Annotated in this window: 26 protein-coding genes and 1 tRNA gene; 17 read left to right on the top strand and 10 right to left on the bottom strand. The window is 70.5% G+C overall.

Features of this window, described 5'->3' with window-relative positions:
- Positions 1 to 8: 8 nt before the first annotated feature.
- Complete coding sequence (locus tag EIZ62_RS23125) at positions 9 to 1,316, bottom strand: MFS transporter (RefSeq protein ID WP_244375917.1); 1,308 nt, start codon at positions 1,314 to 1,316, stop codon at positions 9 to 11.
- A 19-nt stretch (positions 1,317 to 1,335) separates the two neighbouring features.
- Positions 1,336 to 1,935: a malonic semialdehyde reductase gene (locus EIZ62_RS23120; protein ID WP_156694610.1), complete on the bottom strand. Its 600-nt coding sequence runs from the start codon at positions 1,933 to 1,935 to the stop codon at positions 1,336 to 1,338.
- Between the two features lie 123 nt (positions 1,936 to 2,058).
- Between EIZ62_RS23120 and EIZ62_RS23115 the strand changes: the two genes are divergently transcribed.
- Positions 2,059 to 2,589, top strand: a complete 531-nt coding sequence (locus EIZ62_RS23115; protein ID WP_156694609.1) for a MarR family winged helix-turn-helix transcriptional regulator — start codon at positions 2,059 to 2,061, stop codon at positions 2,587 to 2,589.
- A 499-nt stretch (positions 2,590 to 3,088) separates the two neighbouring features.
- Here EIZ62_RS23115 and EIZ62_RS23110 read toward each other — a convergent pair whose 3' ends face one another.
- The 4 genes from EIZ62_RS23110 to EIZ62_RS23095 all read right to left on the bottom strand — a co-directional run bounded on the left by EIZ62_RS23110 (position 3,089) and on the right by EIZ62_RS23095 (position 7,052).
- A complete protein-coding gene (locus EIZ62_RS23110; protein WP_167536414.1) occupies positions 3,089 to 4,030 on the bottom strand; it encodes an S-4TM family putative pore-forming effector in 942 nt (313 codons plus the stop codon).
- Positions 4,031 to 4,063: 33 nt separating this feature from the next.
- A complete protein-coding gene (locus EIZ62_RS32020) occupies positions 4,064 to 4,855 on the bottom strand; it encodes a nucleotidyltransferase (protein ID WP_167536413.1) in 792 nt (263 codons plus the stop codon).
- Between the two features lie 651 nt (positions 4,856 to 5,506).
- Positions 5,507 to 6,199, bottom strand: coding sequence for an HAD family hydrolase (locus tag EIZ62_RS23100; RefSeq protein WP_156694607.1), 693 nt, complete (start codon positions 6,197 to 6,199; stop codon positions 5,507 to 5,509).
- Positions 6,186 to 7,052, bottom strand: coding sequence for a GntR family transcriptional regulator (locus EIZ62_RS23095; RefSeq protein WP_156694606.1), 867 nt, complete (start codon positions 7,050 to 7,052; stop codon positions 6,186 to 6,188). Before EIZ62_RS23095 ends, EIZ62_RS23100 begins: the two co-directional genes overlap by 14 nt.
- A gap of 151 nt (positions 7,053 to 7,203) precedes the next feature.
- On the opposite strand from EIZ62_RS23095, the gene EIZ62_RS23090 reads away from it, so the two are divergent.
- The 11 genes from EIZ62_RS23090 (at position 7,204) to EIZ62_RS23040 (ending at position 13,994) form a co-directional block, all read left to right on the top strand.
- A complete protein-coding gene (locus tag EIZ62_RS23090) occupies positions 7,204 to 7,536 on the top strand; it encodes an SCO3933 family regulatory protein (RefSeq protein WP_156694605.1) in 333 nt (110 codons plus the stop codon).
- Positions 7,537 to 7,538: 2 nt separating this feature from the next.
- A complete protein-coding gene (locus tag EIZ62_RS23085) occupies positions 7,539 to 8,885 on the top strand; it encodes an FtsK/SpoIIIE domain-containing protein (protein WP_156694604.1) in 1,347 nt (448 codons plus the stop codon).
- A gap of 81 nt (positions 8,886 to 8,966) precedes the next feature.
- A complete protein-coding gene (locus EIZ62_RS23080; protein ID WP_156694603.1) occupies positions 8,967 to 9,659 on the top strand; it encodes a DUF2637 domain-containing protein in 693 nt (230 codons plus the stop codon).
- 19 nt (positions 9,660 to 9,678) lie between these two features.
- The gene (locus tag EIZ62_RS23075; protein ID WP_156694602.1) at positions 9,679 to 9,864 is read left to right on the top strand and encodes a mobile element transfer protein; all 186 of its coding nucleotides are present in this window, start codon (positions 9,679 to 9,681) and stop codon (positions 9,862 to 9,864) included.
- A gap of 16 nt (positions 9,865 to 9,880) precedes the next feature.
- Positions 9,881 to 10,177 (top strand): SpdD protein, encoded by a 297-nt coding sequence (locus EIZ62_RS23070; protein ID WP_156694601.1) that lies wholly within the window; start codon positions 9,881 to 9,883, stop codon positions 10,175 to 10,177.
- Between the two features lies 1 nt (position 10,178).
- Positions 10,179 to 10,418 carry a hypothetical protein gene (locus tag EIZ62_RS23065; protein ID WP_156694600.1) on the top strand — a complete coding sequence of 80 codons (240 nt, stop codon included), beginning with the start codon at positions 10,179 to 10,181 and terminating at the stop codon, positions 10,416 to 10,418.
- 5 nt (positions 10,419 to 10,423) lie between these two features.
- Positions 10,424 to 10,972 (top strand): GGDEF domain-containing protein, encoded by a 549-nt coding sequence (locus EIZ62_RS23060; RefSeq protein WP_156694599.1) that lies wholly within the window; start codon positions 10,424 to 10,426, stop codon positions 10,970 to 10,972.
- Positions 10,973 to 11,063: 91 nt separating this feature from the next.
- Positions 11,064 to 11,246, top strand: coding sequence for a hypothetical protein (locus EIZ62_RS23055; RefSeq protein ID WP_156694598.1), 183 nt, complete (start codon positions 11,064 to 11,066; stop codon positions 11,244 to 11,246).
- Between the two features lie 5 nt (positions 11,247 to 11,251).
- Positions 11,252 to 12,652: a replication initiator protein RepSA gene (gene repSA / locus EIZ62_RS23050; RefSeq protein ID WP_156694597.1), complete on the top strand. Its 1,401-nt coding sequence runs from the start codon at positions 11,252 to 11,254 to the stop codon at positions 12,650 to 12,652.
- On the top strand, positions 12,649 to 12,864 hold the full coding sequence (locus EIZ62_RS23045) for a helix-turn-helix domain-containing protein (protein WP_156694596.1): 216 nt from the start codon (positions 12,649 to 12,651) through the stop codon (positions 12,862 to 12,864). Before repSA ends, EIZ62_RS23045 begins: the two co-directional genes overlap by 4 nt.
- Positions 12,864 to 13,994, top strand: a complete 1,131-nt coding sequence (locus tag EIZ62_RS23040; RefSeq protein WP_156694595.1) for a tyrosine-type recombinase/integrase — start codon at positions 12,864 to 12,866, stop codon at positions 13,992 to 13,994. Before EIZ62_RS23045 ends, EIZ62_RS23040 begins: the two co-directional genes overlap by 1 nt.
- A gap of 105 nt (positions 13,995 to 14,099) precedes the next feature.
- Here EIZ62_RS23040 and EIZ62_RS23035 read toward each other — a convergent pair.
- Positions 14,100 to 14,171, bottom strand: a tRNA-Val gene (locus tag EIZ62_RS23035).
- A 175-nt stretch (positions 14,172 to 14,346) separates the two neighbouring features.
- Between EIZ62_RS23035 and EIZ62_RS23030 the strand changes: the two genes are divergently transcribed.
- The 4 genes from EIZ62_RS23030 (at position 14,347) to EIZ62_RS23015 (ending at position 17,642) form a co-directional block, all read left to right on the top strand.
- The gene (locus EIZ62_RS23030; protein WP_156694594.1) at positions 14,347 to 15,111 is read left to right on the top strand and encodes a DUF4097 family beta strand repeat-containing protein; all 765 of its coding nucleotides are present in this window, start codon (positions 14,347 to 14,349) and stop codon (positions 15,109 to 15,111) included.
- A gap of 122 nt (positions 15,112 to 15,233) precedes the next feature.
- The gene (locus EIZ62_RS23025; protein ID WP_244376263.1) at positions 15,234 to 16,529 is read left to right on the top strand and encodes a hypothetical protein; all 1,296 of its coding nucleotides are present in this window, start codon (positions 15,234 to 15,236) and stop codon (positions 16,527 to 16,529) included.
- A 21-nt stretch (positions 16,530 to 16,550) separates the two neighbouring features.
- Positions 16,551 to 16,769, top strand: a complete 219-nt coding sequence (locus EIZ62_RS23020; RefSeq protein WP_156694592.1) for an FmdB family zinc ribbon protein — start codon at positions 16,551 to 16,553, stop codon at positions 16,767 to 16,769.
- Positions 16,770 to 17,030: 261 nt separating this feature from the next.
- Positions 17,031 to 17,642 (top strand): DedA family protein, encoded by a 612-nt coding sequence (locus tag EIZ62_RS23015; protein WP_156694591.1) that lies wholly within the window; start codon positions 17,031 to 17,033, stop codon positions 17,640 to 17,642.
- Here EIZ62_RS23015 and EIZ62_RS23010 read toward each other — a convergent pair.
- The 3 genes from EIZ62_RS23010 to EIZ62_RS23000 are packed head-to-tail and all read right to left on the bottom strand — an operon-like array spanning position 17,611 to position 22,141.
- Complete coding sequence (locus tag EIZ62_RS23010; protein ID WP_156694590.1) at positions 17,611 to 18,438, bottom strand: HAD family hydrolase; 828 nt, start codon at positions 18,436 to 18,438, stop codon at positions 17,611 to 17,613. The two genes, EIZ62_RS23015 and EIZ62_RS23010, sit on opposite strands and share 32 nt — an antisense overlap.
- A complete protein-coding gene (locus EIZ62_RS23005) occupies positions 18,435 to 20,981 on the bottom strand; it encodes a phosphoribosyltransferase (protein ID WP_156694589.1) in 2,547 nt (848 codons plus the stop codon). Before EIZ62_RS23005 ends, EIZ62_RS23010 begins: the two co-directional genes overlap by 4 nt.
- A complete protein-coding gene (locus EIZ62_RS23000) occupies positions 20,978 to 22,141 on the bottom strand; it encodes an HpcH/HpaI aldolase/citrate lyase family protein (protein ID WP_156694588.1) in 1,164 nt (387 codons plus the stop codon). Before EIZ62_RS23000 ends, EIZ62_RS23005 begins: the two co-directional genes overlap by 4 nt.
- Positions 22,142 to 22,318: 177 nt before the next feature.
- Here EIZ62_RS23000 and EIZ62_RS22995 point away from each other — a divergent pair, with 177 nt between their 5' ends.
- On the top strand, positions 22,319 to 23,293 hold the full coding sequence (locus EIZ62_RS22995; protein WP_156694587.1) for a TerD family protein: 975 nt from the start codon (positions 22,319 to 22,321) through the stop codon (positions 23,291 to 23,293).

Raw genomic sequence — 23,293 nt, 5'->3', positions numbered from 1 at the left:
ACCGGCCGTCAGGCCAGGACGAGCAGGGCGGCGATGGCCGGGCCTATCGCCCCACCGAGCTGGTAGCAGAGGACGAACAGGCCGATCGCCGCGGGCCGCCGGTCGGCAGGGGCGTGCTGGGCGGCGCGTACGGACAGGACGGCGTTGCTGCCGGTGGCGACGAACACGGCGGCCGCGGCGGCCAGGAGCAGCGCGGGCGCCCAGGAGGCGAGAGCGGCGGTCAGGGGCGCGCCGGCGCCCAGGACGACGAGGACGGTGAGCACCTTGCGGTGGCCCAGGCGCGCCGCGGCGGCGGCGAGGAACCAGGAGAGGGCGGATCCGGTGAGGAGCGCGGCCAGTTGGCCGGTGCCGATGGTCTCGGTGCTCCAGCCGGTCCGTCGCCCCGCCACGGCCGGAAGGGCGAACAGCAGGACGAAGTAGGAGGTGGAGAACGTGAGGGCGAGCAGGGCGGAGCTGACGAATCCGCGGGCGCGCAGGACGGCCACGGGGACGAACCCGTCCGGGCGGCGCCGGACGTGGAGGGCGAGCGACAGACCGGCGGCCACCGCGGCCGACGCGCCCAGCAGGGGCGCCATGGGGACCAGGACCAGGGCGGACGCCAGTGCGGCGACGAGCGTGGCCCCGACCGCGTCGAAGGACGCGGCGGACGCGGCCCTCTCCGGTGCGGTGCCCGTGGTGTGGCGCCGCACGGCGGGCACCGCGAGGAGGGCGACGGCGGACACGGCGAGCGAGGCGCGCCAGTCGGCGGCGTCGGCGAGCACCGAGCCGAGCAGCGGCCCGACGGCGCCCAGCACGCCGAACCCGGCGGTGATGGCCCCCATGCGGCGGGTCGAGCCGGCGAGGTTCATCGCCACGGCGACCAGTCCCGCTCCGCCCGCCGCCTGCGCGGCTCTGCCCAGGAGCGTCAGGGGGAGCCAGGGCGACGCCACGACGAGCACGGTGCCGGCGAGCACGACGACCGTGCTGGTGTGCAGGGTCGCGCGCAGCCCCCGGTGCCGGACAAGGGCGGCGAACAGGGGCGTTCCGACGGTCATGGCCCAGGCGAAGAGGGTGACCATCCAGGTCGCCTGAGCAGTGGTGACGCCGAGAGAGCGGGCCATGTCGGGGAGGATCAGGACGGGTGCGTTCGCTCCCGTGGCGATGGGCGCGGCCAGCAGCGCCAGCCACAGCGCCGACGGTGGGCGGGGCGGCGCGGAAGCGGTGGAACGGCGTGCGGATACGGCGACGGACACGATGACCCCCGGTTCGGTCGGGTGGGCGGTGGCGGAGTGGCGGTGCGGGAGGACGGAGACCGGTTTCAGGCAGCGACCTCGCACAACAGGAGCACCATGCGGTTCAGACGGTGGTGACGACCTGGTCGTAGTCCAGGCGCGGGGAGCGCGGGTACCAGGCGTTCTCGCCGGGGCGGCCGATGTTGACGACCATGAGCGGGGTGTGGTCCTCGTCGAGGAACTCCTTCTGTACGCCGGCGAAGTCGAGCCCGGTCATCGGGCCGGCGGCCAGGCCGGCGGCGCGTACGCCCACGATGAAGTAGGCGGCCTGGAGAGCGGCGTTGAGGAGGGCGGACTGTTCGCGGACCGGGCGTTCGGCGAAGAACAGGTCGGCGGCCTGCGGGAAGTGGGGCAGGAGGGACGGGAGTTCCGCGTGGAACTCGTTGTCGGCGGCCAGGATCGCGACCAGCGGGGCGGCGGCGGTCTTGGCCCGGTTGCCCTCGTCCATGTGCGCGACCAGGCGCTGACGGGCCTCGGGGGTGCGGACGAGGACGACGCGCAGGGGCGACTGGTTGAAGGCGGTCGGGCCGTACTTGACCAGGTCGTAGACCGCCCGGAGCTGCGCGTCGGTCACCGGCTCGTCGGTGAAGGCGTTGGCGGTGCGGGCCTCGCGGAAGAGGAGGTCCTGGGCGGCGGCGTCGAGGGTCAGGGCGTGCGTGGACATGGCGGGCTCCATCCGTTCAAGGTCGAGAATTTCAACGTTGAGATAAAAGCACTCCCGCTTGTTCAACGTCAAGTGATTCAACGTTGAGATACCCTGGGGTCCTGACGCGTGAAGGAGACGGGCATGGACGGAACGAACGACGGGGCGGCCACCGACGCGGTGGACGGCATCATCGAGCAGTGGACGCTGGAGCGCCCCGACCTGGCCGACAGCCTGTGGCCCGTCCAGGTGCTCGGCCGCCTCCAGCGCCTGGGCGTCGCCCTGGAGAAGGAGTTCCGCGCGTTCGCGGCCGAACGGGACCTGGAGCTGGGCGAGTTCGACGTCCTGAGCACCCTGCAACGCTCGGGCCCCCCGTACGAACTGACCGCCGGAGCCTTCCGCAAGGCCGCGATGGTCACCTCCGGAGCGATCACCAACCGCATCGACCGCATGGAGGCCAAGGGCCTGGTCGAACGGGTCCGCGACACCGAGGACCGGCGCTCGGTGAAGATCCGCCTCACCGAACGGGGCCACGAGGTCACCCGCGCCTACATGGCCGACCACCTCGCCAACGAGGCCCGCATGCTGGCGTCCTTCGACCGGGAGGAGTGCGAGGACCTGGCACGGAAACTGCGCACCCTGCTGGTCTCCCTGGGCGACACGACCATCAGGTGACGCGCACGCGCCGACCCGCAGAGCCGGAACCGAACCCAAGAGGCCTAGGCCCCGCGCTTAACGTCAAAGACCCCCGCAGCAGACGCTGCGGGGGCCTTTGCACTGGTGGGCGCGGACGGTTTCGAACCGCCGACATCTGCTTTGTAAGCCTGGCGCCCCACGCGGACACGTTGTCGCTGGCGACCGCCATCTAAGGCACTAGGCCTGCCAACACACCACGCGCACCGCCGCGTGCCGCAGTTGACCGTGGCTGACCGCTCGATCTGGCACGGATCTGGCACGGTCAGCTTCTAGTCCGTTAGCTCCAGCCGAGTCGGTCAGTAAGGATCATTCCGGTCGCTGCACAGCCTTAGACGGACGCCACCGGACGCGGCCGGGTGCTGCGATTGCGGTGCGTCGCTCATGCACTCCGACCGATGGTCTCGACGTCTCGACGTGCCCCGCGTCGGTCGGCGACTGGCGCCCCCTATGCCGCGCCCGGAGGAAGCTGGAGGATGGCCTAGTCAGTCTCGCCATCGGGTCTCCTTGACCGCTGGCGAAGTTGCGACGCGGCTGTCCTCATTACCCGTTCATTCACCGCCCGATTCATTTTGTAGATGGCGTCCGGCACGAGCGGTGTCGAGCGGCGGAGATCGTACATGCTCTCCTGCCACACGAGCAGGTCGTTCCCTTCAATTGATTCCGAGGCACCTCGCATTCGACTCTCGATCGAGCGCATAAGGTCTGCCCGATCGCGTGCTGCGCGCCGGATTCCAAGGACATATCGAACAACGTCAAGAAAGGATGGCAACACCGGCAACAGAACGCCAGCCAAGAACGTGAGGAGCGAAAGATTGGTCGCGATACTCACAGCGACGAGCACCAGCACCCAGGCCACGGTTGCCGCCGTCCATACAATTGCTGTCGAGCGCAGAAGCCTGTCTGAGTATGCTGCGTTAGCACGCTGCGAGATGGCGACTGTCAGGACGCCGGGATCGCTTGCGTCGATCGGATACCAGTCCAACAGGCTCTCATCATCGGCGGTAAGCCTGAGCCCAGAGTCGGGTCCGGCAACTGCGGCAATCTCCTCGATTGACGGCAGGGGCGATCTCTCAACACTGCCCCGCATCCCAAATACATAAAAATCGAATTGCTCTTGAACGGCGGCAGCCTTAGCGACCAATGCTGATTGCGCGTTAATCAACACACTTTGACCTAGAAAGAGCCACAGCCCTGCAATCGCCCCGGAAACAACGGCAAGATTCGGCCAAACCACCGAAACAACGGGAGCGCCGAGTCCAATAATCATCATCCCGAACCAGCGGAGCGCCAGCCACTTCTTGGCTTTCGAGTAAAGGCGACGCTGTGCGATGAGAAGTCGCAGGGCGTCATCTTCGTTTTGTCGCGCTTGCATGTCCGCGCTGGACGGTGGTACGTAGTCTGCCTGTGGACCTGTGGTCATATGTGCAGCCATATCTCTCAGAATCAGGTAGATCTACCGATTGAAGAGCAATTTGAGCTGTTCGATGGCCTTTTCCTGTTCGTCGCTTTGGTAGAAATCTCTGGCTTTCCGCGCGCGGGACACAGCAGTACTGAGCATTGACATCGCATCCAATCGGTTCGACTCGGATGAGCAGGAGCCGAATCTTGAACCAAGCCCAGTCGGATCATTCATCGAAGCTAGGCCTACGTCGTGCATCTTACTGAGAGCGAGATACACATCCCAGATCGGCGAATATGCGCTCTCACCATCTAGGTGCTTTGCTGATCGCATCTCAAGATAGCAAGAAGAGACCGGTACGCTCCGCCGATACTTCCAAACCTTGAGCTGGCGCGCCAGCCGCTTCGCACCTCCATTATGCTTCCTGTTGATGTCGTTTACGTACTGATTGTGATCCTTCGGATAGGTCTTCATCCACCCATCCGAAGGATCGGCGATCCAATAGCCGGTAGACCCAGGGTAAGCTGGTACAACTTCAACATGCCCGTCCGAAAATCGACATACCACTGCCGGTCGACGGATTACGATGATTGTTGACGGAAATCGATCCTGCAGTGTGCTTTTTACCCTATTCAACATGGTCCAGGGAGAGCCTGGCTGGATCCCCTTGAGTGATGTCAGAAAATCAGCGTCGCTGTACTGCCAGACACCAGTTCCGTGTCTCAGCGAACCAATCTCGAACATCTCCCGCAGGCCCAGATAGGCGTCAAGGCGAGCCTCAATAGCCCCTCGGTGACGCCGTGCTGCATCGAACTCTGACGCTGTTGGCGTGTACAGCTTGGTCAAGTCGTCAAGCCACGCGATAGCTGACTGTCCCACAAGCCACCCCTCATCGCCCTATGTGACGAGCGTCACTTCAGGTGTGCTCCAACCATAGCTCCGGGTGCTGACACCGGAAGGCTTGTCTGAAAAGTTCCGGTGGCTTGGAGGCGCCGCCGATTGCTTGTGGCAGGGAGAGCCCGCCGCGTCCGCGTCATCCACCCCCAACTCCCATCCCGTCTGCCGTCGACCCGCACGTCAGTGGAGCGGGCGCGGTGCCGGGCGTCCAGGTGGAGCGCGCCACTGTACGAACGACCTGGACGCCCGGTGCCGTGTCTGCTCGGCTTGTCCTGGGTCGATGGCAGACGGGATGGGAGTTCCCCGCCCCAGCCCTCCACGGCCGGCACCCGCGTACGGCGCCCCCGCCATCCCGGAGTCGGAGCGCCCCCGCCGGAGGCATGTCGGTGACGGGGAGGGAACCGCGGGCCGTTGGGGCTCGGCTCATGCCCTTGGGCCTATCCCAGCCGTAGGGGCGGGCGTCGGCGCAGCGCGCGCGGAGCGGGCCGAAGGCAGGAGCGTCGCGCGGAGCGGAGCCGGGAAGCCCGCCCGGCGGAGCGGAGCGCAGCCGGGTGCTTGATGAGGTAGAGAAACCTGTAACAGGTCCCGGCTGAACCTCGGCTACGCCGTGGTTAGTGCGTCGGCGATGGCGTACATGTCCTCGGTGATGGCGTCGGCTTGCGCTTCGGCGAAGAGGTCGGCCTTGTGGGGCTTGTTGGCGTAGGCGATCACCGTCGTACCCGCTGCATGAGCGGCCTGGACGTCCGTGAGCGAGTCACCGATCAGGGTGCAGTTCGTGACGTCCATGTGCATCTGCTCGGCCGCCGTGATGAGCGGGAACGGGTTGGGCTTCATCAGATGTGGTTGCCCGGACGGGCGCCCGACGATCTTCGCGACGTACTCCCCCAACCCATGCGCCACGAGGAAGTGCTGGACGCACTCGGCGGAGTTGTTGCTGACCACCGCTACAGCCCGCCCCGAGGAAACGGCGGCACGCAGAGCCTCTTCCGCCCCCGGCGTCGGGGGACCGGCCACTGCCACGGCTTCGACCTCGGCTGCCGTCAGGGCATGCTCGACCCTCTGGCCAAGCTCGGCGTTTGCCTCATGGGCGAGGCGCAGGACCTCGATCGGGTCATCGGTTTCGGCGGCCTTGGCGCCTGCTACCTGATCCCCGGCGGACAGCAGCGCGGTGAGCAGCTTCGCGACCTGGGGAGCGGGCAGCCCGGCGAACACGTCGCATACAGGCCCGTCGAAGTCGAAGAAGATCACGCGTGCGGGCGCCAAGACGTCGGAGAGCTGGTCATCGTGCGTCAAGGTCGAAATCCCTTCCGATGGTCTCCCAGACACTGTCGAACCACATACGGGCCTGCTGAACCTGCTGGGCTCCGCTGGACGACTCGCCGTCGTTGATCGAGTGGTGGAAGAGCGTGGTGTCCTTGCCCACCAAGTCGAAGATCTCGATCGTCTCGCCCTGGGCCACCACCTTGTTGGGGCGGATCGGGTAGTACCCGAAGAACGCGTCTTCGCCGTTGATCACGTAGAGCTTGAAGAACTGCGTACCACTGTGCACGCGGACACTGATCCGGGTCTCCGCGACCAGGCCCAGGTGTTGAAGCTCGGTGATGGCATCCCGGATGCTGCGGGTGTAGCTGACCATGATGTCGCGCATGCGGTCGCGGAGCCGCTTGTCGTCGGCCCCGTCCTTCATGCGCACAGGCGCGGCCTGCGGCACTGACATGTCCGGTACGAGTATCCGCATGGTGATGCTCGACGGGGTGAGTCGGCCGATCCGGATCTTGTCGAGCGGCTCCTGAAGCGCGCCGTGCAGGGTCTCGCTGGAGAACCCGGCGAAGTCGATGGTCACGTGGTCGTTCGCGAAAGCCTGCTCGACGTACGGCCGGAGCCCCGCCGGCCTTTCGGTCCGGTTGCGGACGTAGACCCCGCTCCCTTTACGGGAGACCACGAGTCCTTCGTCTTCGAGGTCGCGCAGCGCACGCTGGATCGTCGCTCGGGCGAAGCCGTAAAGCTCCGTCAGTTCCTTGTGCGACGGGAGCTTTTCCCCAGGGGCCAACCGCCTTGTTCGGATGGCAGCTCCGAGACTGCTTGCCACCTGCTCGTACGGGGCGCGGTCGTCGTCTGGGTCCAAGGGCTCGGGGACGAAGGTCATGGGTCGATGGTAGGCGACGCCCCGCAGACAAGACAGTCATGCCAGTCATGTTGTTGACATGGCTAGCCATCTCTCCTATCTTCGAGATGTGACCAACCGGGATAGCCAAGTTGGTCATCTGGTCCCAGCCTGCTGTCACGAAGGAGAAACCATGCCGTCGTTCAAGGTAGACACGTCGACCGCTGTGGTGTTCGTCGCCACGGCTCCCGTGCCGAAGCTCGTGAGTAAGCAGACCGGTGAGCGTGCGATGGACCGGGAGACCGGTGCCGGGCTGTCCACGGTGGGCCTGCTGATCTCGGACGAGGGTGAGGGCAACCTCTACCAGGTGACCGTCCCGGAGACCGGCCTTCCGGAGGGGCTGGCGCCGGGAATGCCGGTCTCGGTGATCGGGCTGAAGGCCCGGGACTGGGAAAACACCTTCAACGGCCAGACCCGGCACGGCATCTCGTTCCGCGCCGTCGCCGTCACCCCGGTCGGGACCTGACCATGACCGACCTGTCGACGTTATTCGAGGTCGGGATCCCGCTGGCCGGTGCCGGTGGTCTCGGCTACGCCAAGGTTCGTGCCCCGCGCGTGTTCTGGTCGCTGGCCGGACTGCACGTGACGAAGGTGCGGTTCGCGGTCACCTACCGCTCCACGATGGACGTGTGCGGGCTGACGGTTCAGCCGTCCCGCCTGCGGGCGTTCATGGTCCGCACCGTCGCCCGCCGCAGCGACGTGCCCCCCGTACCGCCGAAGATCCGCCGGGTACGGGGCTCGGCAACCGGCCTGCGGGTCACACTGCGCCTGCCTGCCGGTCTTGAGCCTGCCGACGTTATGGCGGCTTCCGAGCGGCTGCGGCACGCCTGGGGCGTCCACTCGGTCAACGTGGTGGAGACCAAGCCCGGGTTCGTGGAGCTGCGGATGACCGGTTACGACGTGCTGCGGCGGGTGAAGATGCCGCGCCGCCGCCCGTCCGGGCCGATGACGGTGCCGGTGGCTCTGCGGGAGGACGGCACCGCGTACGTCCGGGACTACCTGAAGGTGCCGCACGCGCTGACGCTGGGGGCCAACCAGTCGGGCAAGTCGATGTACCTGCGCAACCTGATTGCCGGGCTCGCCCGGCTCGACGTCGCCCTGGTCGGCATCGACTGCAAGCGCGGGGTTGAGCAACGGGGCTACGCGCCTCGCCTGTCGGCGCTGGCTGTCACGCCGCAAGAGGCATCCGAGGTCCTGGATGCGCTGGTGGGCGAGATGGAAGATCGCTTCGACCAGCTCAGCGAGCACGGCGCCGCCGACATCTGGGCGCTTCCCGAGAAGGTTCGGCCGCTGCCGGTCGTGGTCCTGGTGGACGAGGTCGCGGAATTGTTCCTGGTGGCGGGGAAGAAGGACGAGGAACGCCGGGACCGGATGGTCATGCAGATGATCCGCCTGGGACAGATGGCCCGCGCGGCCGGCATCTTCCTGGAGGTCTGCGGGCAGCGGTTCGGCTCGGAGCTGGGCAAGGGTGCCACCACGCTGCGCGCCCAGCTCACCGGCCGGGTCGTGCACCGGGTCAACGACAAGCAGACCGCCGACATGGGCCTGGGCGACATCGCCCCGGACGCCGTTGTGGCCGTGACCACGATCCCGCCCGACCGGCCCGGCGTCGCCGTCGCCGGTGACTCCTCCGGCGGCTGGTCCCGCATTCGCACTCCCGAACTCAGCGCGGCCGAAGCCGCTGCCATCTGCGCCCAGTTCGCCCGCCGCACACCGCACCTCCCGCGCCTGGCCGCGTACCGGCCGGTGGTTTCCACCGCTGCCGAGTCCGGCGAGCCGGTGTCGCTGGTGAAGCCGATCCCGGCTACGGACTGACGGCCCCCTCTCCCTCCTCGGTCGGCGTGACCGTCTCGCGCCAGGTCCCTACCCGACCCATGCCTGAAAGGAGGTGACCTCGTGTTCCGCACTCTCCGCCTCGACGCCGTACTCATCCAGGCAGTGATCGCCGGTGCCCTGTCCTTCTCCCACCTGCATGACCTGGCGCAAGCCGCTGGGCAGGACGGCTGGAAGGCGTGGGCCTACCCGGTGAGCGTCGACCTGCTGCTGGTCGCCGCATGGCGCCGCATGCGCGCCGACGCGGGCAACCGTGATGCCTGGCTGTGGTTCGCCATCGCCCTCATCGCGTCCCTCGGCGCCAACGTCGCCACCGCCGGAATGCTCGACATGCAGAACGTCCCGCCGTGGCTGCGGATTCTCGTCGCCGGATGGCCCGCCCTCGCGTTCCTCGGCGGCACGCTCCTGGCCCACGCACCCACACCAGCGCCCAAGCCTGAACCAGCAGACCAGGCTCCTGCGGAAGAGCCCGCCCCTGAACCGGTCGCGGATCTGACCGTGGAACGGGCCCTGGACCCCGCGCCCGAGCTGCCGCCCGCCGACCCGGCCCCACCGGAAGCTCCCCCGGTCGCCCCGCCGCAGCCCGTCTCCACGGCGCCCGCGGCTCCGTTCCCGCCCGCGCTGCTCGACCACGCACGCAAGGTCGCTGACGCTCACCGCGCCCAGACCGGCACCCCGATCGACGCAGCGACCCTGCGCAGTCGCCTCGGTGTCCCGGCCGCTCTGGCGGACTCCATCGCCCACCAACTCGCCTGACACGGAAGGAGAAAGACCCGTGCGACCGAACCGCTTCTACAACGTCATCCGCATCGGTCCCGTTCAGGTCGGCACCCACCACGACGGCCGGGGCCGCACCAAGCACACCGCCGTGTGCTCCGCCCCCGGCTGCGACTTCTCCGCCGACTACTTCACCCGCGCCGCCGCCGAACTCGCCGCCCGCACCCACCGCTGCAAAGCCTGAAAGGAGACCCGCCCCCGTGTTCACCCCCAAGTACCCGCGCCCCGACACTTACACCCCGACCCGGCACACCGTGCCCGAGCACCCGGCCGCCCCCCTGCCGGCACCCCCGGCCCCGGTCGCCCCCTCCGCCCGCACGGCGGTCCAGCTCACCCCCGGCAGCGCGCTCGCCCTCGTGGCCGGTGGCGGGGCCGTGGTCCTGGTCGTCGGCGCCGTCCTCGTCTCCATGCTCCTCGCCGTCGCCATCACCGCCACCTCGGTCGCCGTGTGCGCCGTCGTCCTCAAGTCCCTGATCAACCAGGAAAGGAAGCACTGACATGGGCCTCTTCCGCCGCAAGAGCGAAAGCACGCCGTCCAACCCGCAGATGGCCGAACTGGGGCGCGAGTACGCCATCGCCAAGCGCCACGGCGACCGCAAGGCCATCGGCCGCATCCACCGCCAGCTCGGCGCCACCAGCATGAACGACAACGACCGGGCCTCCTTCGAGCAGGGCCGCGACGCCTACGACGCCATCCCGCCCATCAAGCCCGCCCGCAACCGGCGCAAGGGCCGGTGACCGGCATGGACACGGCCACGATCGCCGCCGCTGGCTTACCGGCCCTCGGCTGGGCCCTGCACGGCGGGCTGCTCATCCGCCGCCTTGCCACCGCCCGCCGCGACCCCCTGACCGCCCTGCACACCCGCGCCGGATGGACCGCCCGCGCCGACCACCTGCTGGCCCGGCACGGCAACGCGCTCGTGGTCCTGGTCGACCTGGACGACTTCAAGGCCATCAACGACACCCACGGCCACGCCGCCGGAGACACCGTCCTCACCGCGACCGCCGACCGCCTCAGCACCTGGTGCGGCCGTCACGGCATCGCCGCCCGCCTCGGCGGAGACGAGTTCGCCGCCATCGTCACCGACCCCGACCACACCGCCGGCCTTCCCGCCCTCCGGGCCGCGCTCGACGAGCCCGTCACGCACCACGGCCACACCCTGCGGGTCTCGGCCTCGGTCGGCCACTGCCACCGTGACCACCTGCCCCTCCCCGCCCTCACCGACGCCCTCTCGGCCGCCGACAAGTCGATGTACGCGGCCAAGGGCCACGGCAGGCGCAACACACGCTAAGCGGCCCCCGGAGCGGCCTCGGTCGCCAAACTTCCGCCGCCCCGGGCGCCTGAACCCCTCCCAGATCCACCGGACCCGAAAGGGACAACCCATGATGCCCCAGCACCCGACCCCGCGCGTCTGCTCCCACTGCGACGGCTTCCCCGTCGTCCACATCACCACCGGCACCACCACGCCGGACGGGCAGCGCCGCACTCTTCCCGCCACCTGCCCGGCCTGCAAGGGCACCGGCAACCGCACCGCCCCCGCCGCCCTCGCCCGCGCCGGGAAGTGATCGCCTTGACCGACACCGCCACCGCGGCGGGCCTGGACCCGGCCACCCTGAGCGATCTGCTCCGGGTGGCCGGGTCCCCCGGGTTCGACCGCCTCACCGAACAGATCCGCCGCACCGGAGGATGCGCCGCACCCATCCGCCTGTCCGGCGGCACCAAGCTCATCGACCCCGCCACCAAGACCGTCCTGCACGCCTACACCACCGACAACGAACCCGGCGGCGTCCTGCGCGTCGCCTGCGGCAACCGCCGGGCCTCCCGCTGCCCCGCCTGCGCCTGGACCTACGCCGGGGACACCTACCACCTGATCCGCGCCGGGCTCGTCGGCGCACCCGACAAAGGCACCCCCGACACGATCCGCGACCACCCCCGCGTCTTCGCCACTCTCACCGCGCCCTCCTTCGGCCCGGTCCACAACCGACCCGGCAACCGCCGATGCCGCTGCGGGACCCGACACCCCGAAGACGCCCCCGAACTCGGCACCCCGCTCGACCCGGAGACCTACGACTACGCGGGCGCCGTGCTGTGGAACAACCACGCCTCCGAACTGTGGCGGTACTTCACGATCTACCTCCGCCGGGAAGTCGCCCGCCGTGCCGGCCTCACTCAGAAAGCCGCCCGGGAGCAGTCCCGGGTCTCGTTCGGCAAGGTCGCCGAGTACCAGAAGCGCGGCGCCGTGCACTTCCACGCCGTCATCCGCTTCGACGGCCCCGAAGGACCCGACACCCCGCCCCCGGCCTGGGCCACCCTCGACCTGCTGACCGACGCCATCCGGGCCGCCGCCGCCCGCGTTGAGGTCAGCGTTCCCGCCGCCCCGGAGCACGGCGTCGACCAGGACCTGGTGCTGCGGTGGGGCGACCAGCTCGACGTCCAGCCCATCGGCGCCTTCGGCCAGGGCGAGGAGCTGACCGAACAGGCGGTCGCCGCCTACGTCGCCAAGTACGCCACCAAAGCCGCCGAGACCACCGGCACCGTCGACCACCCGGTCGGCAACAAGGAAGCCCTCGTCCTCCTTGGTGTCCCGGACCACCCCCGGCGGCTCATGGAAGCCTGCATGGACCTCGATGCGGCCTACCCGGACCGGCGGCTGCGGGCCTGGGCCCACATGCTCGGCTTCCGCGGCCACTTCTCCACCAAGTCCCGCCGCTACTCCACCACCCTCGGTGCCTTACGCCAGGTCCGCGCCGACTACCGCGCCGCCCAGCAACGCACCGCACTCGGACTGCCCGACCCCGACGAACACCCGGAAGCCACCGTCCTCACCGTCGCCCACTGGGCCTACGCCGGACATGGCTCCACCCCCGGCGAATCCTGGCTCGCCGCCAACGTCCGCCGCGACATCCAGCACAACCGCGAACACGCCCGAGAGATCCGCGCCGAACTCGACCTGGAAGGAGCCGCAGCATGAAGGACCGGCTGATGAGCGTCGCTGAAGTCGCCGAATACCTCGGGACGACGGAGCGCTTCCCACGCCGCCTGATCGCCGAGCGTCGCATCGTCTTCGTCAAGGTCGGCCGCCATGTGCGCATTCCGGAGAGCGCGTTGGAGTCGTTCGTCCTGGCGAACACCGTGTCGCCGATCTCGCCGGGCCGTGGGACGGCGTACAAGGCGGTGGCCTGATGGCAAACGGCAAGGGCAGGAAGCGCCGCTTCGGCTCGGTTCGCAAGCTGCCCTCCGGGCGCTTTCAGGCGCGGTACCGAGGCCCCGACGGGCAGCTCCGTGCGGCACCGCAGACCTTCGCGACGCAGACTGACGCTGACCGGTGGCTGGTCCGCAAGGAAGCGGAGATCATCGAGGGTCGGTGGCAGAATCCGGACGACAAGATCCCGTTCGGGGCGTACGCCGACGCCTGGTTCAAGGAGCGCGACTACGCGGCAACAACCCGGGAGCGCAACGGCAGTGCTCTGCGGCTGCACATCCTGCCGACGTTCCGCGACGTCAACGTGGGTGACATCACCACACCGCAGATCCGGCGTTGGCGTGCCGGCCTTCTCGACAGCGGCGTGGGTGAACCGACCGTGGTGAAGGCGTACCAGATCCTTCGGGCGATCATGCACACGGCAGTCGATGACGGGCTGATCCAGCGCAACCCCTGCCGGATCAAGGGTGCAGGTGCCACGAAGACGGCTGAGCGTCCCTTCCTCACGGTCGCCGAGGTGTTCCGGCTCGCCGACGTCGTCCCCGAGCGCTACCGAGCGTTGATCCTGCTCGCCGCATTCACGTCGCTGCGGTTCGGGGAGCTGGCGGCGCTCCAGCGGCATGACGTCGACCTGGAGCGCCGAGTCGTCTCCGTTCGCCGGGCTGCCGCCGAGACGCGTACGGACGGCTTGCTGATCAAGACGCCGAAGAGCGCTGCGGGCATTCGTACGGTCGCGTTTCCGGCCTCGCTGGGCGAGGAGCTGCAAGCCCACCTGTCCGAGTACTCGCAGGCGGGGCGCAACGGACTGGTCTTCGTTGGGCCTCGCGGCGGCATGCTGCGCCGCAACAACTTCCGCCGTATCTGGCTGCGCGCCCTGGCCCAGGCCGGTCTAGGGGACGTCCACTTCCACGACCTGCGGCACACGGGCAACACTCTGGCGGCCACTGGTGGCGCGACCACGCGGGAGCTGATGCACCGGATGGGGCACTCGTCGGTACGGGCGGCGCTGATCTACCAGCACCTGGTGAACGGTCGCGACCATAAGATCGCCGATCACGTGGACCGCCAAATCCGGAAGGTTCAAGATCGGAACGGACCATCTGGCACGTGAGTGGCACGCCGCCCGCTCCCCTCGGTGACGGCAGAGGAACGAACAAGGCCCAGGACACCGGGAAACTGCCGGATGGCCTGGGCCTTCGTCGTACTGCCGATCAAGTGGGCGCGGACGGTTTCGAACCGCCGACATCTGCTTTGTAAGAGCAGCGCTCTACCCCTGAGCTACGCACCCGTGGAGTGAGTGAACAGGGTACATGGCCGACCGGTGGATCCCGCAAACCTGGGCTCGCGGGCGGAGGGTGCGGGGGTTAGCCCTACCTGGGGAGCGGTGGGTGGCCGGATCGCGGTGGGGTGGGGTGGATACGTAGCGTGAGGGGCGAGGGAAATGACCTAGTGGGGGAGTCGTCGTGGGTGCAGGACGGGTGCGGGCGTTTGTTGTCGGTGGGGTGGTGCTGGGGGCGCTGGGGCTCGCGGGGTGCGGGGATGCGGGTGTGGAGGGGGCGCCGGTGGAGCGGAAGGCGTTCGGGTTCCGGGGCGAGTCGCTGGTGGTGGAGGCGGGCGATTCGGAGCTCGTGCTGGTGCCGGCGGACGTGAAGGACGTGGAGGTGAGCCGGCAGGTCGACGGGTGGGTGGTGTTCGGGGAGGGGCCCGACCCGGTGTGGAAGCTGGAGGGCGACCGGCTGACGTTGCGGGTGGAGTGCGACGCGCTGGCGAGTCGCTGCGGGGCGCGGCACGAGGTGCGGGTGCCGCGCGGGGTGGCGGTGACGGTGGAGGGGGACAACGGGGACGTGACCGCCGAGGGGTTCGAGACGGCGCTCAAGGTGACGGTCGACAACGGTGGGGTGACCGTGCGGGACGGGCGGGGGCCGCTGGAGTTGCGCAGTGAGAACGGGGACGTCCGCGTGGAGGGCGGGACCGCGAGGAGCGTGGTGACGTCGTCGGGGAACGGGGAGATACGGCTGGCGCTCGGGGCGGTGCCGGAGCGGGTCGAGGCCGTGAACGACAACGGTGACATCACCGTCGAACTGCCCGGCGGTGCTACCCGGTACGCGGTGGAGGCGGGGAGTGACAACGGCGAGGTGAAGGTGGGGGTGCCGACCGACGAGCGGAGCGGGCACGTGGTGAAGGCGCGCAGCGACAACGGGCAAGTCACGGTCCGGAGCGCGAACTAACCGGCCGGTGTGTTCGTCCTTACCTGGTGGGAGAATGAACCGGTCAGGGGCGTACACATGGCACGGGAGCGGATGTGACGGCGACACGAGCGCGGCGGTACGTGCAGGATGTGCTCGCGCTGATGTTGCTGCCTGTGCCGTTGATGGTGGCGGCGCTGCCCGGGGCCTTCGCCGGAGGGGGTACGCGGCGCTGGTTCGGCGGGCGCGGTGAGAGCCAGCGGGCGGACGCTCAGGCGGCCAAGGACGCGGCTGCGGCGGCGTTCTACGAGTTGGACACCGCCCAGCGGGACCTGCGGATCTCGATCGAGACGATCACGGCGGTGGACGCGTCGCCGGGGGCGCTCCGGGCGGTGGACGGTTTCGCCGAGCTGGGGCGGCGGATCGACGAGGTGAGCCTGGCGTACATCACCGTGGTCGACGCGTACGACCTCGACCGGGACGATCTGGAGGCCTCCGTCGCCTCCCGGGCGCGCGGGGAGCTGAACCGCGCCAAGGACGACCTGGTCCGTGTGAAAGGGGAGCTGGACAGGTTCGAGCAGGGGCTCGGGCCGCTGCTGGACAAGGCGGAGACCCAGCTGGCCCGGCTGGCGCCGGCCGTGGAGCGGGCGAGGGCGGCGCTCCTTTCCGCGAGCAACGCTCTCGACACGGTGCGTGGTTCCGGACTGCGTGCGGATGATCTCGCGACACGGCTCGCCGCGCTCGGCCCGGAGCTGACCAAGCTCAACCAGGGCGCTGGGCAGCACGGTGTCGCCGAGACGCTGCAGCGGGCCGACCAGGTCCTGCGGGATGCCGAAGGCGTACGTGCGGAGGCGGAACGGCTGCCCGAAAGGGCGGCCGAGATCGACAAGCGGCTGGTGTCGCTCAGGACGCGCGCGCAGGCCCTCGCCAACCGTGCCTCGTCGGTCGATCCGGTGCTCAGCGAGCTGCGCCGGCGGTTCAGTGTCGCGTGCTGGCAGGACCTCCAGCATGTGCCCGAGCAGGCCGCCAAGAGCGTCCGGCAGGCGGAGGGGAAGATCGAGGAGGCGGCCAAGGCCCGTCAGGAGCAGCGGTGGCCCGATGCGACGGCCCTGCTCTCGACCGTGCGGGCGCTGCTGAACGGCGCCGACGAGGCGGTGTCGGCCGCCGGTGACCGGCTCAGCCGGCTGAACGCCGTCTCCAAGGACCCGGAGGTCGAGATCCAGCGCACCCGGTTCGCCATCCGGGACGCCCAGCGGCTCGCCATGGCCGGCCGGAACACGCCCGATCCGCGTCACGCCCGCCCTCTGGACGACTCGGTGGCCCGGCTGGAGCGGGCGATCGCGGGGCTGGAGGGCCGTCACCCCGACTACTGGCACTTCCTGACCGAGACGGAGGCCGTGCGGGCCACGGTGGCGCGTGCGGTGGAGATGATCCGGGAAGACCGGGGCGGCGGTCACTGACGGCGCGGTTAATCTGGGGCCATGCCTCGCTATGAGTACCGCTGCCGCACCTGCGGTGACACCTTTGAACTGAACCGTCCGATGGCCGAGTCGTCCGCGCCGGCGGCCTGTCCCGTCGGTCACGACGACACCGTCAAGCTGCTGTCCGCCGTCGCCGTGGGTGGTACGGCGAAGGGTGGTGCGCCCGCGCCGTCGCAGGGCGGGGGCGGCGGTTGCTGCGGGGGCGGCTGCTGCGGCTGACCCGGCCACGTCGGGCGCCCTGATCCCGGACCGGCGGGCCGTGGCCGACGTCCATCACGGACGGACGGCCCTGCGGTCGCGCTCGCCCGCCGCCAACTCGGCGCCCACCGCTGCCGGTTCCGGCTGGTGGCGGCGCGACGGCCACCCCCGGGGCCGCCCCCGGGCCGCCCCCGCCTCCGCCTCCGCACTGCGGAGAACCCCAGGGCGAAGCCTGCGGCGGCCTTCAGTGTGCTTTCAGCTTCGGGTCTCTAGCGTGGAGCCATGGAACGCTGGATCAACAGCCTCATGGACACCCTTGGCGCGCCGGGAGCCGGACTCGCCATCGCCCTGGAGAACCTCTTCCCGCCGCTGCCCAGCGAGGTGATCCTGCCGCTGGCCGGGTTCGCCTCGGCGACCGGCCGGATCGACCTGATCGCCGCGCTGCTGTGGACGACGGCCGGGTCCGTCGTCGGCGCGCTCGCGCTGTACGGCGTGGGGGCGCTGCTCGGCCGGGAGCGGACGATCGCCATCGCGAGCAAACTGCCGCTGGTGAAGGTCGCCGACATCGAGCGTACGGAGGCGTGGTTCGGGCGGCACGGCACGAAGGCGGTGTTCTTCGGGCGGATGATCCCCATCTTCCGCAGCCTCATATCCGTGCCGGCCGGCATAGAACGCATGCCGCTGCCGGTGTTCCTGGGGCTGACGACGCTGGGGAGCGCGATCTGGAACACCGCGTTCGTCCTCGCCGGGTACGTGCTGGGCGACAACTGGGAGCAGGTCAGCCACTACGTGTCGCTGTACTCGAAGGTGGTACTGGTCGTGGCGGTGGCCGCCGTGGTGGCGTTCGTGGCGGTCCGGCTCCTCAAGCCGGGTTCGGGGGCACGGCGGAGCTGAACCGGCGCAGGATCTCCTCGCCCGCCGCCACTCCGCGCTCCTCCAGCGCTTCGACGTGACCGGCGTTCCAGCCGGCCTCCGCGAGTTCGCCGTGGCCGGGGCGCCAGCCCCGGTCCGCGGCGAGCAGCAGGTCGGCGTCGAGCAGCGAGTCGCCGGCGGCGAGCACCTGGTCCGCCCCGGTGCGGCGGGCGACCTCGCGGACCGCCGCGCTCTTGGTGAGCGGCTGGGGGACGGCGTACACCTTGCGTCCCTGGAGGGAGACGGCCCAGCCTCGCGGGGCGGCCCACGCGGCGAGTTCCTTCATCCATCCGTCGGGCATGAGGGCGCGCTCGACGACCAGGTAGGCGAAGAGGTCTTCGGCGACCCGCTCCTTCAGCAGCCAGGCGGGGTCCGCGGCGGCGAGCAGGTGGGTGCGGACCTCGTCGAGCGAGGCGCACTCGTCGGCGAGGCGGGCGGCGACGGTGCGCCGCCAGTCGGGGTCGGAGACGCCGTCGACCAGCAGGTGGCCGCCGTTGGCGCAGATCGCGTAGCGCGCCGGTGGTCCGGGGAGCCGGATGCGCTGGTACTGCTCGCGGGTGCGGGTGGTGGCCGGTACGAAGACGGCGTGGCGCGGGAGTTCGGTCAGCAGGGCGGCCGCGGTCTCCGTCATGTACGACAGCGGCTTGTGCTGGTAGGTCTCGACGCAGAGGAGGCGGGGCGCCTCGGCGTCGGGCATGGTCAGGCCGAGGGCGGCGGCGGAGTAGATGAGGGTGCGGTCGAGGTCGCTGGCGACGAGGGTGGTGAGGGCCGTGGTCATCGGTTCGCCACCGCCTTGCCGTCGGCGCCCGTGGCGCCCCTGGTGTACTTCGGGTGGATCAGTCCGACGCAGGTGTAGTGCAGGTCGTCGACCTCCTCGACGGGTACGCCGCGCTGCTCGGCGAGCAGGCGTACGTGGTCGAGGTCCGCGCCCGCGCCGCGCTGGGCGAGGATCTTCCAGGGGACGCGGCGCAGCAGGACGCGGGTGGTCTCGCCGACGCCGGGCTTGACCAGGTTGACGTCGTGGATGCCGTACTCCTGGCTGATCCGCTCGACGGCTGCCCAGCCGGCCCAGGTGGGGGTGCGGTCGGTGGCGGAGAGTTCCTTGACGTCGGCGTCGACGAGGGCGGTGACGTCGTCGAAGTGGGAGGTGATGGCGGTCAGGAAGTCGTTGGACACGTCGGCGCCGGCGAGTTCGCGGTAGAACTTCGCGCCGTGGTAGTCGTCCGGCCCGACCAGGTCGGCGCGGAGCACGGTGCGGGATATGAGGCCGGAGACCGTGGAGTTGAGGCAGGCGGAGGGGATGAGGAAGTCCTCGCGGGTGCCGTAGGTGCGGACGCAGGAGCCGGGGTCGGCGAGGACGGCGATCTCGGGGTCGAAGCCGGGGAAGTCCTGGAGGGCGGCGGCCAGTTCGCGGGTGATGGCGCCCTTGCCGGTCCAGCCGTCGACGAACACGACGTCGGCGGGGTCGTGGTGGGCGGCGAGCCAGCGCAGCGCGTTGGCGTCGATGCCCCGGCCGCGCACGATGGACACGGCGTAGTGCGGGAGGTCGAGGCCGTGGCGGTGGAGCGCCCAGCGGCGCATGAGTACGCCGACGGGGGTGCCGGCGCGGGCCAGGGAGACCAGCACGGGGCGCGGGGACCGCTCGGCGAGGACGGTCTCGGTGACGGTGCCGACGGCGCGGGCGATACGGGCGGCGGAGGTGTCGAGGGCGGCGTGGAAGAGGGCCTGGTAGCGGTCGCTGGGCTGGTACTCGACGGGCAGGGACTCGGCGTAGTGGGCGCCGCCGTGCTGGATGGCCTCCTCGCGCTCCTCGGTCGGGGCCTCCAGCTCGACGTCCGAGAGGTCCTGGAGGAGCCAGCCGACCTCCTCGGGGGCGTAGGACGAGAAGGCGGGGCCCCGGAGAGGCTCGGGCAGCATGGAGGGCCTTTCGGCGGGGACGTGGGACGCGGGGACGTGGGGCACGGGAACGCGGGACGCGGGGACGTAGGACGGCACGACGGCGAGCAGCACGTGCGGTATGTGCGCGGCGAGCTGCGCCAGGAGGCCGTCCGGGGCGTGGAGCGCGGGGGTGTCGGCGGCCGAGTCGACGACGGCGACGACGGCGTCGAAACCGGCGCCCGCGACGTTGTAGGCGTACCGGTCGCCGGGGCCGTCGGCGGGCGCGTCGTGGGCGGGGAACACGAGCCGGGTGCGGATGGCGTAGCCGGGGTCGTCGACGGGGAGGACGGGCGAGCGTGTGGTGGTCGAGAACCGCACTTCGGCGCCGCCGTGCCGCTCCAGCGCGACGCCGAGGGCGAGCGGGGCGTACATCAGCTCCTCGCACCCGAGGACGAGCAGGCGCGGTGCGGCGGCGCCCTCACCGCCGGGGGCACCGTCAGGGAGCCCGAGGGCGTCGGCGAGGCGCTCGGCCATCGCGGGGAGCGCGGCGTCCAGGCGGGCGCGGTGGGCGGGCGTGAAGCCGTGCCGCCCGCCGTCCGGTACGCCGTCGGGCCACCCGAGCCGGACGCGCCGCACGGGCGGCGCCGGCGCGGCGGGCGCAGCGGGCGTGGTCCCGGCGCCGCGGGTGGCCGCCGCGGCCTCGTACTCGGCCACCAGGGCCTGGCCGCGGGCCAGGACGCCGTCGGGGAGCCGGACCGTGCCCGCCGCCAGGGTGACCAGGTCCACCCGGGCGCCGATCTCGGCGGCGAAGGCCGCGAACCGGTCCTGGTCGGCGGCCGAACGCATGTCGACGAGCGCGACGATCACATACCGCTCGCGCGGGTGGCGGGAGTGGAGGTCGCGCACCGTGTTCAGCACGGTGTTGCCGGTGGAGAACTCGTCGTCGACCAGGACGAGCGGCCCGGTGCCCGCCAGCAGGGCGGGGTCCTCGGGCAGGAGCAGGTGCGAGGTGGCGTGCGAGTGGGCCTCCTCGAAGCCGCCCGCCGGGGCCACCCCGGGCACCGGGCGCCGGGTGGAGTGCAGGTACGGGGCGCTGCCCACACCGTCCGCGACCGAGTGGCCGAGGCCGGTCGCCGTCTCCGCGTACCCGAGCACCACGGCCCGTTCCGCGTCGGCGGGGCCGAGCAGCTGTCGTACCCGTACGCCCAGGTCGTAACCCGACCGCCAGACCACACCGGGGCTCTGCGGCACGTGCTTGCCGAGCACGTTGGACACCAGCAGGTGCGCCCGCTTGGGGTTGCGGCGCAGCGCCAGGCCCAGCAGTTCGGGCAGCCTCCGGTCGCCGGTCAGCTCGACCCCGAGCCGCTCCGACACCCACGTACCCGACCAGACCACCACGTTCTCGCTCTCTCCCGGAATCCTGCCCGGCGTCTCGTGACTCACTTGACCAGCCCCGCTGCGAGCAGCTCCACGAAGCCGACGTCCTCCTTCGCGACGCCGAAGACCTCCGCTCGCCGGAGGGTCCGCTCCGCCCACGCACGGTGGGGCTTCACTTCATTCATCTTGTTCGTGTAGGCGCTCCGCAGCACCCCGCCGCCACCGCGTTCCGGTCGCAGGATGTCCTCGGCGTCGCTGAACTCCTCGTGGCTGACGACGGACAGGGCGTGCACCGGCAGGACGTGGGAGGGGTGGATGCACGTCTTGCCGAGCAGGCCGTTGGCCCGGTCGAGCTCGATCTCGCGCAGCAGCCCGTCCAGGTCGTGTTCGATCAGCGCGGTGCGCAGTTCGTCGGCCCGCTGCTCCATGAAGGGGCTGCGGCGCAGCTGTGGCTTGAAAATGCGCTCCTGGAGGCGGAAGTACTCCCACACCGGGCCGGTGATCGTGAAGCCGGTGCCGTCGGAGCGGCCCAGGACGTTGACGACGTCCGCGATGACGCCGGCCACGATGTGGACGTCGTACGCCGTCATCTCGGGCGAGCGGCGCAGTCCGTACGCGGAGCAGAAGTCCGTGACGCCGAGGCGCAGCGCCAGGACCCGGTCACGGTACTTGTCGACGATCCGGCCGATGCCCGCGAGCGTCTCGTACCGGGTCTCCAGGTGGAGGAGCTCCGGCGACTCCAGCACGGGCATGGCGAACAGTCGCCGTTCACAGATGTTCTCGGCCACGGTGAGCGCCTCCATGAAGGGCCCGCCGCGCTCCTCGGTGAACTTGGGCAGGACGAATCCGGACAGCAGCCGGGCGGACGGCCCGAGCCGCCGCACCAGGTCGGCCATCTGTTCCGCCCGTCGCACCCGGATGAAGAGCAGGGGCGGCTCGCCGTCGCGTTCGTGCAGGTCGGCGAAGTGCCGGACGAGGTTCTCCTCCGCCTCGGCGACCTCGCCGTCGTCGATGGAGTCCTCCAGGCACAGGACCATCGACACGACGCCGCGCCCCACCTGCTTCATCACGTCGTCGGCGAGCCTCGGCCGGGTGGCGGGGCTGTAGAGCGTGGCGCCGAGGGCGGCGCCGAGGACCCGGGCCGGGGAGTCGGCGGTGAACTCGCACGGCTCCCGGTGGAAGAGCCCCGACCGGGCAGTGGCCGGGATGTGCCCGAAATGACGCATGAGTATCCCCCGAACTGCCGTGAAAGGCCCTGATGACATGTGGCCGGTAATAGTACGTAGGGAGAGGTGTCGCGGGTTCCCCCCGGGCATGAACTCCAGGTAACTCGTCTGCTTCTCGCCCCCGCCGCGCGGCCCCCGCGTTGTCCGGGGCGTGGGCGGCCAGGCAGGATGTCGGACATGACGCACGCCATGCTGAAGGGCTCGAACGTCCCGCTCGATGCCGCGGCCGTACGGGCCGTACTGTGCTGGACCCCCGGCCCCGGGGTTCCGGACGTGGACGCCTCCGCCCTGCTGCTCGGCACGGACGGACGGGTGCGTTCCGACGAGGACTTCGTCTTCTACAACCAGCCACGCCACCCTTCGGGTCTGGTCCGACGGCTGTCGAAGAAGCGGGTGTCGGAGGGGCTGACCGACACGATCGAGGCGGACCTCACGGCGCTGGACGCCTCGGTGGACCAGGTGGTGCTGGCGGCGTCGTCGGACGGGGACACCTTCGATCACGTACGTGACCTGCGCATTCTCCTGTACGACGCCGGGTCGGGCGGCACCGAGCCGCTGGCCGTCTTCGAGGTGCGGCCGGAGACCGGCGAGGAGACGGCGATCATCTGCGGCGAGCTGTACCGGCGCGGGGACGGCTGGAAGTTCCGCGCGGTGGGACAGGGCTACCCGACGGGGCTGATCGGGCTGGCCACCGCGTTCGGGATCTCGGTGGACGAGGCTGACGAGGCGGACGAGGCCGCGGAGACGAACGGGTCGGGAGAGGCCCGGGAGGCGGGGGCCACTGTCGCGCCGGGCACCGCTGCCGGGACTCCCGCGTCCCCCGGCACCCCGGCGGCCGCGGACGCCTCGGCGTCGGCACCCACCACGGTGGTGCCCACCGCCCCGGCGACACCCCCGGCCCCTGGGGCGCCCCCGCCGCCGGTCTCACCCCCGGCCCCCGGCCCCGCGCCCGCCGGCACGCCCGCTCCCGCCTACGGCTACCCCCAGCCCGGCCAGGCCCAGCCCGGCTACGGCTACCCGCAGGACGGTCCGGCACAGCCCGGGTCCGGGCAGCCCGCCTACGGCTACCCGCAGCCCGCCGCGGCCGCCGCGCCCGCGCCGGACCCGAACTTCCGGCTGCCGCCGATGGGCCCGCAGTTCGTCCGCTCCTGA

It is taken from the genome of Streptomyces ficellus, assembly GCF_009739905.1.
Lineage (GTDB): Bacteria > Actinomycetota > Actinomycetes > Streptomycetales > Streptomycetaceae > Streptomyces > Streptomyces ficellus_A.
This window is presented reverse-complemented; position numbering and strand designations above follow the sequence as displayed.

What these genes read in the sequence shown, in the direction of transcription:
- EIZ62_RS23040 (WP_156694595.1), top strand. Translation starts at nt 12,864, where the DNA reads ATGGCAAACGGCAAGGGCAGGAAGCGCCGCTTCGGCTCGGTTCGCAAG.
- EIZ62_RS23115 (WP_156694609.1), top strand. Translation starts at nt 2,059, where the DNA reads ATGGACGGAACGAACGACGGGGCGGCCACCGACGCGGTGGACGGCATC.
- EIZ62_RS23060 (WP_156694599.1), top strand. Translation starts at nt 10,424, where the DNA reads ATGGACACGGCCACGATCGCCGCCGCTGGCTTACCGGCCCTCGGCTGG.
- EIZ62_RS23110 (WP_167536414.1), bottom strand. Translation starts at nt 4,030, where the DNA reads ATGACCACAGGTCCACAGGCAGACTACGTACCACCGTCCAGCGCGGAC.
- EIZ62_RS22995 (WP_156694587.1), top strand. Translation starts at nt 22,319, where the DNA reads ATGACGCACGCCATGCTGAAGGGCTCGAACGTCCCGCTCGATGCCGCG.
- EIZ62_RS23000 (WP_156694588.1), bottom strand. Translation starts at nt 22,141, where the DNA reads ATGCGTCATTTCGGGCACATCCCGGCCACTGCCCGGTCGGGGCTCTTC.
- EIZ62_RS23020 (WP_156694592.1), top strand. Translation starts at nt 16,551, where the DNA reads ATGCCTCGCTATGAGTACCGCTGCCGCACCTGCGGTGACACCTTTGAA.
- EIZ62_RS23015 (WP_156694591.1), top strand. Translation starts at nt 17,031, where the DNA reads ATGGAACGCTGGATCAACAGCCTCATGGACACCCTTGGCGCGCCGGGA.
- EIZ62_RS23095 (WP_156694606.1), bottom strand. Translation starts at nt 7,052, where the DNA reads ATGACCTTCGTCCCCGAGCCCTTGGACCCAGACGACGACCGCGCCCCG.
- EIZ62_RS23010 (WP_156694590.1), bottom strand. Translation starts at nt 18,438, where the DNA reads ATGACCACGGCCCTCACCACCCTCGTCGCCAGCGACCTCGACCGCACC.
- EIZ62_RS23065 (WP_156694600.1), top strand. Translation starts at nt 10,179, where the DNA reads ATGGGCCTCTTCCGCCGCAAGAGCGAAAGCACGCCGTCCAACCCGCAG.
- EIZ62_RS23055 (WP_156694598.1), top strand. Translation starts at nt 11,064, where the DNA reads ATGATGCCCCAGCACCCGACCCCGCGCGTCTGCTCCCACTGCGACGGC.
- EIZ62_RS23045 (WP_156694596.1), top strand. Translation starts at nt 12,649, where the DNA reads ATGAAGGACCGGCTGATGAGCGTCGCTGAAGTCGCCGAATACCTCGGG.
- EIZ62_RS23025 (WP_244376263.1), top strand. Translation starts at nt 15,234, where the DNA reads ATGTTGCTGCCTGTGCCGTTGATGGTGGCGGCGCTGCCCGGGGCCTTC.
- EIZ62_RS23120 (WP_156694610.1), bottom strand. Translation starts at nt 1,935, where the DNA reads ATGTCCACGCACGCCCTGACCCTCGACGCCGCCGCCCAGGACCTCCTC.
- EIZ62_RS23090 (WP_156694605.1), top strand. Translation starts at nt 7,204, where the DNA reads ATGCCGTCGTTCAAGGTAGACACGTCGACCGCTGTGGTGTTCGTCGCC.
- EIZ62_RS23085 (WP_156694604.1), top strand. Translation starts at nt 7,539, where the DNA reads ATGACCGACCTGTCGACGTTATTCGAGGTCGGGATCCCGCTGGCCGGT.